Raw genomic sequence first — 14,636 nt, forward strand, 5'->3', positions numbered from 1 at the left:
GCGCCACGATGCCGCTCGCCAGCTTCGGGCTCTGCCAGAGTACCTTGCCGGTCTCTTCGTCGAATGCATAGAGGTGGCCGTCGAGCGAACCGCTAAACGCCAGGCCGCCCGCCGTGCTCGCGACGCCGCCGTTCCACGGCATCTTGCTCCAATGGCTCCACACCTTCTTCCCCGTGTTCACGTCGATCGCCTGCAATTCGCCGTAGCCTTTGCTGCCGGGTTCGGGTTGGATCTCGAACCCTTCGCCGAGATACGGCAGGCCTTCCATATAGCTGACCGACTTGCCCGACAGGCTCATGCATGCATGGAGCGTCGGCACGAAGGCCAAGTGCTTGGCGGGATCGTAGGAGACAGACCACCAGTTCTTGCCGCCGAGGAAGCTCGGGCAGGTATTGATCGTCGTGCCGACGTTCGGGTATTTCGATGGATCCTCGATCGGATCGCCTTCGGCGGTATAACCCGTGACCGACGTCGCCTTCACAAAAGGCTTCGCGTAAATGAGCTTGCCCGTCGCACGATCGACCGCATGGAAGAAGCCGTTGCGGTCGGCATGGATAATCGCGTCGTACGCCTTGCCGTCGTACTGCACCTTCGCGAGGATCGGCGTGTTCACGCCGTCGTAGTCCCACGTGTCGTTACGCGTGTACTGGTAGTGCCATTTGATGTCGCCCGTCTTCGGATCGAGCGCGAGCAGCGAATCCGAATACAAGTTGTTGCCCGGACGCAGCTTCGCAAGCCAAGGGCCCGGGTTGCCCACGCCCCAGAAGAGCGTCTTCGTCGACGGATCGAATGTTCCCGTCAGCCACGATGCACCGCCGCCGTGCTCTTGCATCCCGTCGGGCCAGGTGTCGCCGCCTTTTTCCTTGGCGCCCGGAATCGTCGTGCGCTTCCAAAGCACGTTGCCGTTATTGGGATCGAGCGCGGCGATGAAACCGCGCGCACCGTACTCGCCACCCGAATTGCCGACGACGATCGCCCCATCGAGCGCGAGCGGCGCAAGCGAGAAGGCGTACCCGGTACCCGGATCGAACATCTGCTTCTTCCAGGCGACGTTCCCGGACTGCGCATCGAGCGCGACGATTTCGCCATCGAGCATCGCGATATAGGCATTCTTGCCGTAGAGCGCCACGCCGCGATTCACCACGTCGCAGCAGGCATTCTTGAAGGCCTCGGGCCCGAGCTTCGGCTCGTACTTCCACAGCGACTTGCCCGTGGCCGCATCGAACGCATAGACGTTGTCTTTCGGCGTGCTCACGAACAGGTAGTTGCCGTTGACGATCGGTGTCGCCTCGAAGCCCTGCTGCAAATCGGCCGGAAACTTATAGCTCCATGCGAGCGAGAGGTTTTTGACGTTCGACGTATCGATCTGCTTCGCCGGCGAATGAGACTGCCCGTCGTAGGTGCGGTAGTAGGTGAGCCAACCGGGATCGCTCTGCGCGCTCGCGAGCCGGTCGAAGGTGACCGCCGGGTAATCGCCGGCGGCGTTGGACAAGTGCGGCGCGAGGCCGACGGCAGCGAACGCGCAGGCTGCGAGCGCTTTCCGCCAAGGGTCTGGTGCGGGACTGCTCTTCATGTGTGTCTCCTATATCGACCGGGGCGGGTGCCTACGCGTGGGAACACGCTGCGGTCCTATGCAAAGCTGGGTTCGACGTTCGGTCGCGGCGCGGCTCGTCTCGTGTGCGATGACACTTCGAATGAGCCAGGGCCGCGGGCGACGCTGAATGCAAAGGGTGTGCCATTGCAGGAGCAATGGGCCGCGAAGGACGAACGGTCGTCGTTCGTCAATGCCCCGCGACAATCGGTCTCGATTGAGCCTTCAAGACAGATCGCCTAAAGCTGAAACACTGCATGCAGAGCGAGTGTCGCGAAACGAAACAGGGTGTCCGCTTGCGCGACGTTCCGCTCAAGTTCGATTCGACTTCACGTCGTCATGTTCTCGATCGCGCGACATGCCGCGCCGTAGTGTGGCAAGCATTGGCATGGATCTCGCACAAATTCGCTAAAAGCCAAAACGACGAGACGAGTATCGGAGGAGACCATGAGCCGGTTCAGGAAGGTGTACTGCCCCAACCATGTGGGCTGCGCAATGCATGCTGAAGCGGCGGTAGTCGAATGAAGAGGAGCACCGATCATGTCCATGCAGTCCGGCGCCATCGCCCGCATATATCGAAGCCGCGTACGCGCCTTACGCGTTACCTCGCCGCGAGTGCGCTCGCGGGGCTCGCGCCCCTCGCCCAAGCGCAGACCGATGCCGCGCGAGCGCTGCCCGTTGCGGCAATCCCCAACCCCGCCGCTTCGGGCGGCGCAACCTATAGCACGACGCTCCAGCCGATCGTCGTAGTGGCGACCATGCCGCTCGTCGGGATAGGTTTGCCGCTCTCGCAAGTGGCCGCCAATGTGCAGGTGGTCCATGCGCGGCAACTCGATGCGCAGCATCGCGAAACGTTGGCCGATTATTTCGAGAAGAACCTGCCGAGCGTCGATGTCGGCGATGCGCAAGGCAATCCGTATCAGACTAACGTCAACTATCGGGGCTTCACGGCTTCTCCGTTGATCGGCACACCGCAAGGTCTCTCTGTCTTCATGGACGGGGTTAGGATCAACGAGCCGTTCGGCGATGTCGTGAACTGGGACTTGATCCCGCGACAAGCCATCGACACGATCGAACTCGTCCCCGGCTCAAACCCGCTGTTCGGCCTGAACACCCTCGGCGGGGCGATTGCGATTTCAACGAAGAACGGCAAGGACGACCCAGGCGGTAACGTGGAAGCGACAGGCGGTTCGGGGGGCCGCAAGTCTGTCGCGCTCGAGGAAGGCGGCACGATCGGACCGCACGTCGACTACTACTTGACGGGCAACGTCGCGAACGAGGACGGCTGGGCCGATCATAATGCAAGCCGTATTCGGCAGGCCTTCGGAAAGCTGCGCTATCGCGACGCCGATACGACCGTCGCGTTTTCCGCGGGCGGTGCCGACAACGACTTGCAGGGCATGCAGACGATTCCACGCTCGTTTCTCGACGACTTCCGGCAGGCCTATACGTTCCCGGATCGAAACTCGAACAGCATCGGTTATGCAACGCTGTCGGGCGAGCACGCGGTGAGCGATCAAGTCGAGGTGAGCGGCAATGTTTATTTTCGCCGCCTGCTCAGCAAGAACATCAGCAGTAACAACAATAACGACTACGGCGCGGTGCAGGCCGACGGGTCGATCGATACGCGGCAGGGCAGCAATGTCGCCTCGACGATCGGCACGAACCGCTATGGCGCGAGCCTGCAACTCACGCTGCTCGGCCGGCTCGGCGGCATGAAGAACCAATTCGTTGCCGGCGCGGCAGCCGATTTCGCCAACTCGCATTACACCGAAGCCTCGCAAGCGGCCTATTTCACGGCTTCTCGCGCAGCCGTCGGCATCGGCGACTCCGTTCAGCAGGTGAACGCCAAGACGCACGATGCCAACCTCGCCTTCTATCTGCAAGACACGCTCTCGCTCACGAAGCAATGGACGTTCACGCTTTCGGGACGCTACAACTGGGCGAAATCTCGGATCGGCGATGAAAGCGGTGCTCAGCCGCAGCTCGATGGTAGCCACGCGTTCTCGCGCCTGAATCCTGCACTCGGCTTGACGTGGCACCCGACCCCGACCTTCACGGCCTATGCCACCTACAACGAAGGCATGCGCACGCCGACGGCGATCGAACTCGAATGCGCCGACCCTGCCGCGCCTTGTTCCCTGCCGAACGAGTTCGTCGCCGACCCGGCATTGTCGCCCGTCGTCTCGAAGACCGTCGAAATCGGCGCGCGCGGCCGCATCGGCCGCGCCACGACATGGAGCGCCGCCATTTACCGCACGACGCTCTACGACGATATCGCGTTCATCAGCTCGCCCGCCGCGACGCAGGGATTCTTCCAAAACGTCGGCAACACGCGCCGCCAGGGTGTCGAACTCTCGGCTCGTACGCGGCTCGGCAAGCTCGACATCGCGGCGAACTACAGCTATATCGACGCGACCTATCGATCGAGCTGGACCGAAAGCAGCCGCGGCAATTCGAGCGCCGATATCGACGGCAACGTTCAGGTAAAGCCCGGCAACCGTCTGCCGGGTATTCCTGCCCATACCTTCAAGCTACGGCTCGACTACGCGGCAACGCCCAAATGGAGCGTCGGCGCGAATGCGACATACCGCAGCGGCATCTATGCCCAGGGAGACGAAAACAACCGGGATGCGAACGGGAAAATCGCGGGCTACTTTCTGGTCGACTTCGATACGGCGTACCAGGCGACCAAACGTCTGCGCGTGTTTGCGACCATCGCAAATGTCTTCAATCGCCGCTACGCGAGCTTCGGCGCGCTCGGCCGGAACTTCTTCAACGGTCCGGGTCACACGTTCGATGGTGCCGCGCCCGTCAGCGAGCCATTCGTCGGACCAGGGGCGCCGCGCGGCGCGTGGGCAGGCATTCGGTACGCGTGGGATTGATGCTTGGAGCGGGCCTATCGGCCGCGTATTCGGGGTATCCCCGATATTCGGTCGCACGCGCGAGCGTCATCGTATTAGATCGACGCCCTCTCGACGAAACACCCGCTTAAGCGGAGGGATCTAGCAGCACGGTTGCTAGCTGGCGCAATTTTTGCTCTCGTCGGAGTCAAAAGCGTGCGGGCCGTGTGCCGACGCACGACTAGGAGGAGACAATGCGCAACGTCGTTCATCGCCCCGAGCGAGCCGTCGCGGGTGGCGAATCGGGCTGGCCCACGCCGTGCATTCAAAAGGCGCACGAGCGTTCGGAGCGTTTCGGCCTCGTCACGAGCACACGCCCCGACTACGACATCTTGCCGGCCTCCGAGCTTGCGCTGAAAGTCGAGCAAAACCGTATTCTCTGCGCCCATGCCATGCCCGTCATGGAGACGCTGCGCGAGCAGATCGTCAACACCGAAAGCATGGTCGTGCTCACCGATGCCCAAGGGCTCATCCTGCATTCGATCGGCGACGACGACTTTCTCGCCCGCGCCGAGAAGGTCGCGCTGCGCCCAGGCGCGCAGTGGTCCGAGGACCGGCAAGGGACGAACGCGATCGGCACGGCGCTCGCGGAGCGCAGCGCCACCGTCGTCCATGGCGATCAGCATTTTCTTGCGGCGAATCATTTCTTAACTTGTTCGAGCGTGCCGATTCTCGATCCGTATGGCGACCTGATCGGCGTGCTCGACGTGACAGGCGACTACCGCAGTTACCATCAACACACGATGGCGCTCGCGAAGATGTCCGTCCAGATGATCGAAAACCATCTGTTTTCGGCCACGTTTCGCGACACCTTGCAGGTCGCGTTTCATAGCCGCCCCGAATTTCTCGGCACCCTGATGGAAGGGATCGCCGCCTTCACCGGCGACGGTCGGTTCCTTTCTGCGAATCGCAGCGCGCAGTTCCAGCTCGGCATGCCGCTCGCTGCGCTGCGCGCGCATACGCTTTCGTCGCTGTTCGGCATGACGAGCGCGGAGCTGGTCGACCGGCTACGCACGAGCCGCGACCCGATTCTCTCGCTGAATCTGCACAATGGCGCGGTTGTCTGCGCGAACGTCACGTTTCGGCGTGCGCTGCTGACGTCGGCTAGCTGGCAGGCCGAAGCCGGCTCGCAAACGAGCCCCCCGCCCCAGCCGTGCGCGGGCCAGGCCGCGCGCGGCAACCCGCGCATGCTGCGCCTGGACCAACTCGACACCGGCGATCCTCAGGTCGCAGCCGTGATTACGAAGCTGCGCAAAGTCATCGGCAAAGACATTCCGCTGCTGATCACCGGCGAGACAGGCACCGGCAAGGAATTGCTTGCCCAGGCCATCCATAACGAATCGCCCCGGCGCTCGGGGCCGTTCGTCGCCGTCAACTGCGCCTCGATTCCCGAAACGCTGATCGAATCGGAGCTGTTCGGCTATGAAGAAGGCGCGTTCACCGGCGCGCGGCGCAAAGGCGCCGTCGGCAAGATCGTGCAGGCCCACGGCGGCACGCTCTTCCTCGACGAAATCGGGGACATGCCTTACCCGCTGCAGGTTCGGCTGCTGCGCGTCTTGCAAGAGCGTGTCGTCAATCCGCTCGGTTCGACGAAGACCATCCCGGTCGACATCGCCATCGTCTGCGCGACGCACCGCGATCTTCGCGAGATGATCGCGCAAAACCGTTTCCGCGAAGATCTCTATTACCGCTTGAACGGCCTCATCGTGAAACTACCGCCGCTGCGCGAACGCAAGGATCTCGTGGTGGTCGTCGGCAAGATGCTGGAGCGAGAAGCGCTTAGGGGCGGCGACGGCCAATGTTTGACGATCGCCCAAGAAGTCATGGCGCGGTTCGAGCAATGCACGTGGCCCGGCAATTTCCGGCAACTCGGCAACTTGCTGCGCACCGCGGCCGCCATGGTCGATGAAGACGGAGAGATCCGGTGCGAACACTTACCGGACGATTTCTTTGGCGATCTGCGGCCGGAGCCGGTTCACGAGCAACCTGCTGCCGCAGCAGCGGCGGCGGTCGAAGCCGAACCGGCCTCGGCCTCGGCTTCGACTTCGCGCGCCGCTTCGGCTTCGCAACAAGGCACGCGGCTACAAGACGTCGCCGCCCAAGCGATCGCCGCAACGCTCGCGCAGTATGGCGGCAACGTCTCCGCCGCGGCGCGCGCCCTTGGCGTCTCGCGCGCCACGCTGTACCGGAAGATGCCGAATCTCGCGCCCGCCAAGCCGGACGACCGGAAGCACTGATGCCCCTTTGTTTTTCTCGTACGCTCCGCCCGAAGCATGTGTCTCGGTGAGCGCTCGGTGTGCTCGCCGCCGCTCGGTGTCGCACCCCGGTGTCGCAACTTGAGACAGTGTGTCGCCGGTTGAAACAACCCGCGTCGAGTCATCGCACACGAACGCCGCCGTGCGGCCGATACCGCGCGCATCTCGCCCTTCCATCGCCTTCCTTGCATTGGAACCGCACCCGCGTCGCCATCGGCATACGCCTTGCTATTAGAAAGCGACCGCCCGTTAAACAGCGCGGTACGTCGCTTCACCGATGTTCAACTCGCTCAAGGAGAGAACCATGCAATGGACCACGCCCGCCTATACCGATCTGCGCTTCGGCTTCGAAATCACGATGTATATCGCCAACCGCTAACGCGTAGGTGAGTGCGCCGCGCGCGAGGCCGACTCGCTTCGCGCGCGAGCGCCTACGAGGACACACGCTATGTTGATCAAGGTTCTCGGTTCCGGCGCAGGCGGCGGGCTGCCGCAATGGAATTGCAATTGCGCGAACTGTTCGAGAGCACGCGCATTCACGAACGGACTCAAGCCGCGAACCCAATCGTCGATTGCGATCAGCGAGCACGGCGAGGACTGGGTACTCGTCAATGCGTCCCCCGACTTGCTCGCTCAATTGCGCGCCCACCCCGAGTTGCAGCCGGCCCGCTCGCTGCGCGATAGCGGCATCGCGGCCGTCATGCTTTGCGATGCCCAGATCGATCATGTAACGGGACTGCTCATGCTGCGCGAGCGCACGAGTGCGCTGCCGCTTTATGCGACCCGCCCCGTGCTCGACGATTTGTCGAGCGCATTCCCGCTCATTCCCTTGCTCGGCCATTACTGTGGCGTCGAGCCGCATCCGATCGCACCCGGCGAATCCTTCCGCATCGAACCGCTGACCGGCGTGCGCTTCACCGCGATGGCCATCGAAAGCGCTGCGCCGCCGTACTCGCCGCACCGGAACGCGCCCGTGCCCGGCGACAACATTGCACTGATCGTCGAACATGTCGCGACAAGCGCGCGCGCCTTCTATGCGCCGGGGCTTATGCACGCCTCGGATGCCATGATGAGCGCGATGCGCTCGGCTCAGGTGGTACTCGTCGACGGCACCTTCTGGACCGACACCGAGATGATCGATCTCGGCCTTTCCGGCAAGCACGCCGCCGAGATGGGGCATCTCGCGCAATGCCCGGCAAACGGCCGACCCGGCATGCTTGCGCTGCTGGATACGTTGCCCAGTACGACACGCAAAGTGCTGATTCACATCAACAACACGAACCCGATTCTGGATCCTGCCTCGGACGCGCATGCGATCGTGCGCGAACACGGCATCGAGATCGCGGAAGACGGGATGGAAATACAGGTGCAGCCTTGAACGCCACACCCGCCGCCACATCGACGCATACCCCCCAATCGACCCCCTCCCCGTGGACGCGCGAGGCGTTCGAGGCGCAATTGCGTGCGCTCGGCAAGCGATACCACATCCACCACCCCTTCAACGTCCGTTTGAACAGCGGCCAATGCACGCCCGACGAGATTCGCGGCTGGGTGGCGAACCGCTTCTACTACCAAATCAATATCCCGCTGAAAGACGCGGCGATTCTCTCGAACTGCGACGATCGCGAGACACGGCGCCTGTGGGTTCAACGCATCCTCGATCATGACGGCTACGGCGAAGATGCGGGCGGTATCGAGTCCTGGGCATGTCTCGCCGATGCCGTAGGGCTATCGCGCGACGAGCTGTGGTCGCTCGAGCACGTGGTACCGGGCGTGCGATTTGCCGTCGACGCCTACGTCAATTTCGCGCGCCGGGCGCCGTGGCAGGAAGCCGTCTGTTCGTCCCTCACGGAAATGTTCGCGCCGCAGATTCACAAAGACAGGCTCTCGGGCTGGCCGGCGCTGTACCCTTGGATCGACCAGAAAGGGCTGCACTATTTCCGAAGCCGGATACCGCTGGCGTCGCGCGACGTCGAACATGGATTGGCCGTCACGCTCGATTACTTCCGGACGAGCGAGGCACAACATCGCGCGCTCGACATCCTTCAGTTCAAGCTCGATATCTTGTGGTCGATGCTCGACGCCGTCGAAAGGGCCTACGCGCGATGAACTACGACAACGCCATGACCGGCGCACCGTTGCGTCCTCGTCTCCGTTCGATCTACCGGCTGCAATGGGAATCGCAGCAGGACGCTTACGTGCTGCTTTATCCCGAGGGGATGGTGAAACTCAATCCGAGCGCCGGACAGATCCTCGTTCGCTGCGACGGCACGCGCGAACTCGACGAGATCATCACCGAACTCGAAGACCTCTTCAACGCGCAGGACCTTGCGGCCGATGTCTATCGATTCCTCGATCATGCGCGGCAGCGCGGCTGGGTGGATTGAAATGAACGCACCGGCTCCTGCTTGCGTGGCTGCGCCGCTTTGGCTGCTCGCCGAGTTGACCTATCGGTGCCCCCTTCACTGCGCCTTTTGCTATAACCCGATCGACTTCGCGAATCACGGGCCGGAACTCGATACCGAAGCATGGCTGCGCGTCATTTCGGAGGCGCGAGCCTTAGGCGCCGTGCAGATCGGGTTTTCCGGCGGCGAGCCGCTGGTACGCGACGATCTCGAGACGCTAGTCGAACATGCGCGCGAACTGGGGTTCTATACGAATCTGATTACGTCGGGCGTCGGGCTTACCGAGGCACGCATCGCCGCGCTAAAAGAGGCCGGGCTGGACCATATTCAGCTTTCGTTTCAGGACTCCACGCGCGAGGTGAACGATTTTCTCTCCAACACACGCACGTTCGAACTCAAACGCAGAGTCGCTCGGTTGATCAAGGCGTATGGCTATCCGATGGTGCTCAACTGCGTGCTTCATCGATATAACCTGCCCCATGTCGGGCAAATCATCGAAATGGCGCTCGACATCGGCGCCGAATATCTCGAGCTGGCGAATACGCAGTACTACGGCTGGGCCATGCTCAACCGCGAACAGCTCATGCCGACGCAGGAGGCATTGCGCGAGGCCGAGGACACAGTCAACCGATATCGCGCCATGGTGGGTGAACGTTGCCGAATCTTATTCGTCGTGCCGGATTACTTCGAGAAACGTCCAAAGGCATGCATGAACGGATGGGGATCGGTGTTTCTGGGCGTGGCGCCCGATGGCGCGGCACTGCCGTGCCATGCCGCTCGGTCGTTGCCGGGGCTCGATCTGCCGAATGTGCGCGAGACGTCGCTATCGTCGATCTGGTACGAAAGTACAGCGTTCAATGCATTTCGCGGCGAGCATTGGATGCGCGAGCCGTGTCGAAGCTGCGACGAACGTGCGACGGATCACGGTGGGTGTAGGTGCCAAGCCTATCTGCTTACGGGCGATGCGAGCGCGGCCGATCCGGTGTGTGCGAAGTCGCCGCATCATGGGGAAGTCGAAAGGGTCGTCGAATTCGCGCGGCAAGTAACGCCCGGCAACGGGTTAGAACGGCCACTCGTTTTTCGCAGCATGACGCCGCCTGGACGGACGTCGAATCGCGAGTAAGCGCGTCTCCTGCACGCCCACCCATTCCCTCCCGACACACGCGCCCCCCGCCCATAGCCGCATTAAAACTGGCGGGCCGCGCGCCGCAAAAATTAAGCTTCAACGCGCGAGCGACGCTCGTCGATAACCGCAAAGTTTTTGGCGATTACCTCATTCTTGCCCTGCGCGTCTGTTCGGCTCCCCAATGACTTATACTGCCAGCCGCGAGCGAATGCGCTATGGATGAGCTATATTCGCCAAATCATTAAAACCCTGCGCCCCGCGCAAACCCGGCCACGACAATGAAAGCTAAATGACATCGTAGGTCGGGATCGTTTTCATCCACGATACGATACGCGCGGGCCCGCCCCGCTTTTCCGTACTATTACTCGAGCATAGGTATGAGCGACGAAGCGTCGAATTCGAAACCGACCGATACGTCCGATGCACCGTTGGATTTATCGGCGTATCTGAATCCAGAAAGCCCGGAACCCACCGCCGCAAACGGCGAATCGACGGCGCTAGTGGCCGCGGAACCGGCGCTCGCGGCCAACCTTCCGCCCGAGGTTCAGGCGCCCATGGCGCCGATGGCGCGCCTGGTCGATCTCGCCTCGCTCTCGCCCGAGCAGCGCGCAATGGCGGAGGAGCGGGCCAAGGCCATCCGGTTCGACGATGCCACGTCCACCTTGAATTTCGTCGATAATGCGCTGGCGCCGCTGGCTACGGCATCGCGCCGGCTGCTGTCGGAAACGACCGTCGGCGAAGCGGGCGAGATCGGGCGCATCGCCGCCGCGGTCATCGACGGCATCAAGATTCTGCGCATCGAGGAATTGCAAGAGGAGGCGCGGGAAGCCGCACCGAAGGCGACCGGTTTTCTCAGCCGGCTCGGGCGACTGGGCAAAGTCGCGCACAGCGCGATCAAATCGTTCCAGGAAAACCGCAAGGCATTTCTTGCGTTGATGGACGAAGAAGTCGCCCGGGCACGACGGATCAAGAGCGACTTGATGATTACGATTCAGCAACTCGATCAGCAGTCGCAATCGGTGCGCACGGGTGTTTCGGAGTTGTCGATCAGCATCGCGGCGATGCAACTCGCCCTCGACCGCGGCCTCGTCGAAGCCGAGCAATTGCGTCAAGTGGCGCTGCGCACGAATACGGCCGGCGACGCCGCAATCGCCATGGATTACCGCAATACGCTCGCCAACTTCCGCGGCCGAATTGCCGATCTGCGCGAAGCGATGATTTCCGCCGCCAGCCTGATTCCCCTGATCGCCTCCAATCGCAAGGCGGCCGAAACGCGTGTCAGCAAGCTCAGCACCGGCATCATGGTGACGATTCCGCGTCTGATGGCGGTAGCGGCCCAAGCTGTCGTGCAGGCGGACACGCGGCGCGCCGGCGAGGAAAGCGAAAAGCTCGACGATGCCGCGCGCAAAATCACCGAACTCGCCGTGCAGGGGACGCACGAAGCGGCGGTGGATGCAGCCCGCAGCCTCGGCGGCGACCCGCGCAATCTCGAAACGCTGGCCGCCGCGGCCGACCAATCGATCGCGACGATGCGGGAAGTTCAAGAGATCGAACAACAGGTACTGGCCCAGGATCGAGCGCGCGAGCAGCAACTGATCGCCATTCGCGACAAGCTCGTCACCGGTATGCGCGGCGTCCAAGCACAGGCGCTCGCGCGGCCGATCGGAGAGTGACATGGGCAAACTCGACAGCCTGTCCGGCACCGGCGATAACGGCCTGTCCATGAAATTCGACTTGGCGGCGGCCTGGCTGCGGCATGCGGAAGCGGATCGGGCCGCCTTCCTCTCGCGCTTCGTGGCCATCGTCTCGCAAGCCTTGCCGCATCACACGGAAGTGCACAAAGTACGGCGCGGCTTGATCCGCAAGACGGAAGAAATCGTCGGCATCTCCGTGGCTTTCGACAACGAGACGTATTCGATGCGGCTGAAGGATGGCCACCATTTGACCACCGAAATCGAAAAGAAGGTCAAAGGCGTCGTGCTCTCGACGCGCCAAGTCGACGCGCATGTGTGGATGACCGGCCTCATGACCCATGTGCGCGAGCGCACCGAGCAGGCGCGGGCAATGTCGGAAATGCTTGCCGCCCTTTAACGCCTGAATAGAAAACAAAATACCTGGGAGAGTTCGATGGGCTGGTTGAGTTCGTTGTTTGGCAATCGATCCGGGCCGGCCGTGCCCGAACCAAGCTTTTTCGATGACGACGGCGTGCCCCGCCTCGTCCATCGGCGTTTGGCCGATTCGAAGAGCGGCGCACTGCCCTGGGTGTCGACCTTGACTGCGCCGGAGATGGCGCTTGCGCGCAGCCACGGGCTGAAGATGCTGGCGCCGATCGCCGCGACTTGCTGGATGCACTACGGCTTTTCGTGGACCGAAGGCCATGCGCAGGGCTGGCGCCAGGCGTTGAGCCGCCTACAAGCCGAAGCGGCGGCACTCGGCGCCAATGCCGTGATCGATACGCGGATGGTGACGGTCGATCTCTCGATCGAAAGCAGCATGGACTACTCGCTCGTCGGCACGGCGGTGCGGATCGAAGGATTGCCGCCGAGCAACACGCCCGTGGTCTCCACCGTGCCCGCGCTCGAATTCGTGCAATTGCTCGAAGCCGGGATCGTCCCGGTCGGCCTCGCCGTGGGCGCGCGCTTCCAGTGGAGCAACGGGCCGCTCGATAGCGACACCGGTTCCTGGCGCAACCAGGCGCTGAAACAAACGACAGCGTTTTGGGAGAAAGTTCGACGCCAGGCGCATGCCGACCTGCGAGCGGATGCGGCGCGTCAGGGAACGGGCGTGCTCGCGCAATTGCAATTCAGTCAGTTGTTCAAAGTCGAAAAACCCGAGCCGGCACGGCTGCTCGGGCGGCATATCGTCATTGGAACGGTGGTCGATTGCGAAGGGACGACGGGATTCAAGCATCCGGTGGAGTTCGTCGTCGATCTGAGCGATAAGCCGGACAACCTGCGCACCACTTCGGTTCATCACAATTCGTATAACGACGGGATTTGAAATCCCCATCATAGAGAGATTGAGAGATCACATGAGCGAAACGACCACGCAAAACCCCGCCACGCAGCTTCCCCCGAATGCGCGTGCGCGCCTGCAAGGCTTGCGCAGCAACGCCCATCCGACTGCCGTGTTCACCTCGGATCTATCGGTCAATGAGTTCTTGCTGGTTCGCAAGGCGGGGTTCGAACCGATCGGCTTGTGCGTGGGCAGCAGCATCTACCACGTGGGCATCCAATACGGCTCGTGGAGTAAGAATCAGGAACTCGAAGTGCTCTCGCAAGCGATGTATCACGCGCGCGAATTGGCGATGTCGCGCATGCGCGAGGAAGCACGCGGCATGGGGGCGGACGGTATCGTGGGCGTCCGTCTCGAGATCAAGCACGTGGAATGGGATGCCGATATTCTCGAGTTCGTGGCGATCGGTACGGGCGTGGTACACAATCACGATCGCGAAGGATTCCGCGCGCATGACGGCGGGCCGTTTACCTCGGATCTCTCGGGGCAAGATTTCTACACGCTGCTCAATTCCGGCTACCGGCCGATCGAACTCGTGATGGGCAGTTGCGTCTATCACGTCGCGCACCGCGGCATGCTCAAGGCTTGGAATCAGGTGGGCCGCAACGTCGAACTCGAGCAGTTCACGCAGGCGATTTACAGCGCGCGCGAATTGGCCATCGAGCGCATGCAAGTGGAAGCGCAAACCGCCAAAGCCGAGGGTGTGATCGGCACGACCATCCACGAGAAATCGTACCGATGGGAGAGCCACGTCATCGAGTTCTTCGCAGTCGGCACGGCCGTCGCGCCGCTGCATGTGGAGATCGATGCCAAGGACATTCCCGCGCCGACGTTCGTCTTGTCGGTCAACGACTGACGCGAGCGGGACGTCTAAGCCTCGGAGCCTCGCGCTCTGGGGTGGGGATCGCGATACTGCACACAAAAAACAGACGAGGAAAACGAATGCCCACGTCGAGTGCCACGCCTCAAGAAACGCCTACGCCCGGTTCGGTGGCGTTTCCCGTCCATCGACAGCTTGAAGCCTACAACGCGCGAGATATCGATTCGTTCGTGCAATGGTGGGCGGCCGATTGCGAATATTACGAGTTTCCTTCACGCTTGCTGGCTCGCGGGGTCGAGCAAATTCGGGAAAGGCACGTGGCTCGTTTCCAAGAAGCCAATCTATTCGGCGAACTGCTTCATCGGTCGGTCGTAGGCAACATGGTGATCGATCACGAGCGCGTCACGCGTACGTTTCCCGAGGGTCCAGGGGAAGTCGAGGTGTTGGCGATATACGAAGTCGCAGACGGCAAGATCGCCAAGGCTTGGTTCAAAATCGGGACGCCGCAGTTGGCGTGAACG

13 protein-coding genes are annotated in these 14,636 nt (G+C 62.2%); 12 read left to right on the top strand and 1 reads right to left on the bottom strand.

Translation table 11 applies throughout. The annotated features are described in order from the left end of the window. On the bottom strand, window positions 1-1,573 hold a 1,573-nt coding region (locus ACTHN9_RS28110; RefSeq protein ID WP_440540110.1), incomplete at its 3' end, for a PQQ-dependent dehydrogenase, methanol/ethanol family. Window positions 1,574-2,112: 539 nt separating this feature from the next. Between ACTHN9_RS28110 and ACTHN9_RS28115 the strand changes: the two genes are divergently transcribed. The 12 genes from ACTHN9_RS28115 (at window position 2,113) to ACTHN9_RS28170 (ending at window position 14,633) form a co-directional block, all read left to right on the top strand. Then, on the top strand, window positions 2,113-4,476 hold the full coding sequence (locus tag ACTHN9_RS28115) for a TonB-dependent receptor (RefSeq protein ID WP_440540111.1): 2,364 nt from the start codon (window positions 2,113-2,115) through the stop codon (window positions 4,474-4,476). 212 nt (window positions 4,477-4,688) lie between these two features. Further along, window positions 4,689-6,731, top strand: a complete 2,043-nt coding sequence (locus tag ACTHN9_RS28120; protein ID WP_440540112.1) for a sigma-54-dependent Fis family transcriptional regulator — start codon at window positions 4,689-4,691, stop codon at window positions 6,729-6,731. A gap of 322 nt (window positions 6,732-7,053) precedes the next feature. Further along, complete coding sequence (gene pqqA / locus ACTHN9_RS28125; protein WP_006410019.1) at window positions 7,054-7,128, top strand: pyrroloquinoline quinone precursor peptide PqqA; 75 nt, start codon at window positions 7,054-7,056, stop codon at window positions 7,126-7,128. A 69-nt stretch (window positions 7,129-7,197) separates the two neighbouring features. Next, on the top strand, window positions 7,198-8,127 hold the full coding sequence (pqqB, locus tag ACTHN9_RS28130; RefSeq protein ID WP_440540113.1) for a pyrroloquinoline quinone biosynthesis protein PqqB: 930 nt from the start codon (window positions 7,198-7,200) through the stop codon (window positions 8,125-8,127). Further along, window positions 8,124-8,858: a pyrroloquinoline-quinone synthase PqqC gene (pqqC, locus tag ACTHN9_RS28135; protein WP_440540114.1), complete on the top strand. Its 735-nt coding sequence runs from the start codon at window positions 8,124-8,126 to the stop codon at window positions 8,856-8,858. The genes pqqB and pqqC overlap by 4 nt, the downstream gene beginning before the upstream one ends. Next, a complete protein-coding gene (gene pqqD, locus ACTHN9_RS28140) occupies window positions 8,855-9,136 on the top strand; it encodes a pyrroloquinoline quinone biosynthesis peptide chaperone PqqD (protein WP_440540115.1) in 282 nt (93 codons plus the stop codon). Before pqqC ends, pqqD begins: the two co-directional genes overlap by 4 nt. After that, on the top strand, window positions 9,108-10,277 hold the full coding sequence (pqqE, locus tag ACTHN9_RS28145; protein ID WP_440540152.1) for a pyrroloquinoline quinone biosynthesis protein PqqE: 1,170 nt from the start codon (window positions 9,108-9,110) through the stop codon (window positions 10,275-10,277). The genes pqqD and pqqE overlap by 29 nt, the downstream gene beginning before the upstream one ends. A gap of 380 nt (window positions 10,278-10,657) precedes the next feature. Continuing rightward, window positions 10,658-11,953 carry a toxic anion resistance protein gene (locus ACTHN9_RS28150; RefSeq protein WP_440540116.1) on the top strand — a complete coding sequence of 432 codons (1,296 nt, stop codon included), beginning with the start codon at window positions 10,658-10,660 and terminating at the stop codon, window positions 11,951-11,953. Window position 11,954: 1 nt separating this feature from the next. Continuing rightward, entirely contained in the window at window positions 11,955-12,371 is a 417-nt protein-coding gene (locus ACTHN9_RS28155) for a hypothetical protein (protein WP_440540117.1), read from the top strand. 45 nt (window positions 12,372-12,416) lie between these two features. Beyond that, window positions 12,417-13,280 carry a heavy metal-binding domain-containing protein gene (locus ACTHN9_RS28160; protein ID WP_440540118.1) on the top strand — a complete coding sequence of 288 codons (864 nt, stop codon included), beginning with the start codon at window positions 12,417-12,419 and terminating at the stop codon, window positions 13,278-13,280. Between the two features lie 31 nt (window positions 13,281-13,311). Continuing rightward, window positions 13,312-14,151 (top strand): heavy metal-binding domain-containing protein, encoded by an 840-nt coding sequence (locus ACTHN9_RS28165; protein WP_440540119.1) that lies wholly within the window; start codon window positions 13,312-13,314, stop codon window positions 14,149-14,151. A gap of 86 nt (window positions 14,152-14,237) precedes the next feature. Continuing rightward, window positions 14,238-14,633, top strand: coding sequence for a nuclear transport factor 2 family protein (locus ACTHN9_RS28170; RefSeq protein ID WP_440540120.1), 396 nt, complete (start codon window positions 14,238-14,240; stop codon window positions 14,631-14,633). Window positions 14,634-14,636 lie beyond the last annotated feature (3 nt).

This window comes from Trinickia sp., assembly GCF_051953405.1.
Classification (GTDB): Bacteria; Pseudomonadota; Gammaproteobacteria; order Burkholderiales; family Burkholderiaceae; genus Trinickia.